Origin of the sequence: Lysinibacillus sp., from assembly GCF_032093475.1 — a bacterium.
Classification (GTDB): Bacteria; Bacillota; Bacilli; order Bacillales_A; family Planococcaceae; genus Lysinibacillus; species Lysinibacillus irui.
The window spans coordinates 1-1,582 of sequence record NZ_DAMDAY010000223.1; the positions used below are offsets into that span (position 1 = coordinate 1).

The 1,582-nt window shown below is 39.5% G+C and carries 1 protein-coding gene; it reads right to left on the reverse strand.

Translation table 11 applies throughout. From position 1 onward, the window contains the following. Positions 1-1,568: M20/M25/M40 family metallo-hydrolase (locus RT445_RS23635; protein ID WP_313471768.1), on the reverse strand; the 1,568-nt coding region annotated here is incomplete at its 3' end. Positions 1,569-1,582: the final 14 nt, after the last annotated feature.

The window sequence follows — 1,582 nt, forward strand, 5'->3', positions numbered from 1 at the left end:
GGCATTTCTTTAAAAGCACTATCTACATGTAATCGTTCTGTTTTTTGGTGTGCATCTTTGCCAAATGGACCGACATTTAAGACAGGGCCTTGGAGGGCTGTCATTTCTTTAAATGGAATGCTATATGTTTCGCCCCAGACAGGTGTATTTCGTTCAAAGGCTAGCCACTCATTGGATGCATCTGAATAGTTTACATAGCTTAAATCACAAATCCCGTTAAAATAATGAATTTGTTCTACTTCAACGCCAAATGTTTGGGCTGTCTTTTTCATTAATTCAATCGACTGTTTTACTAGTGGATGATTGGATGAATTAATGGCAGGGTAGTATGGTGGTGCATATAACAGAACCGTCGCTGGTGCTAATTCCTGACAGCGAATCATGAGCTGGTCTACGATGCGAATGGATTTTTCACGATCATCCCATTCACTATGCTGTAGAACTTGCTGTTTAATTGCTTGTACTTCTTCAGCACCTAATTTTTCGATGGCATGTTCCAATAGAGCTTCGTAACGTAAAACCTTTACCTTGCCTACGCCCTGTACATTTTCTCGTGTACAAATTTGCTCATAGTGGTCATTACAAGCAGCCATAGCTTCTAATGCAACCTGTTCAAAAATAGCCATCACTTCTGCAGCTGTACGTTTTAGCAAAAAGACATTGTATAGGGCTGCCGCACGGTAGGGCGTTTGTGTAGAATATTCCATTTTTAAATCTTTTAATTGTAACGAGACGGGTAGTGGTGTACTTTCACCTAAATCACTTTCACGGAAAAGTGGGTTCCACTCCATATGCTGTGTCATATAGGAAGCAATAAAGTTAGCAGTCATGCCTTTTAATGGCTCACCAACATGGGTTTCTTTCCCATAAAACAGGGCAGCGGGCATGATCTTACCAATGGTCCCTGAATAAATATATTCATTCGTATCAGATGGTCCTTGTGAGAAGGACGGTTCACTATTTAAAAATAATTTATACGTTAAACCATGTTGTTCTCGTAGTCTTACAAGCTCTACTACCGCTGCTCGCATACCTGCAGAGTTCACTTCCTCATCCGGCACAGCTGTCAATAATAGATTGATCGGCCATTGCTCAAAGCTAGCTTTTTCAATCAACTGCATATGTAACGCCAGACCCATTTTCATATCCATTGTGCCGCGGCCAAATAAATAATTACCAGACTCCAAATCAATTCGAGCTGCCTCTGGCAAATCTTTTTTATATTTCGGTTCCATTAACTTTTTAGTTAATTCCTCTGGATAAAAAGCTAATGGCTCTAGCTCTCCATATTCCTCCGTATGCACAGTATCAAAGTGGCTAATCAACACGACTGTTTCCGTTGCCGCTGGATGCTTATATAAGGCTGTTACAGCATTTCTTCCTAAACCGGCATCATGTAATTCAATATACTCAGGATGATTTTTATAATATGGAAGCGTTAACAATTTATCTTTTAATTTATAGGCAAATTCATTTTCGCCCTTTGTTAGTGTTCGACTTTCCCAGCCAACAATTTCACAAAGTAGGGCACGTAGTTTTTCAGGTGTATTCCACATAAAAGTATTCATAAAATTTCTCCTTT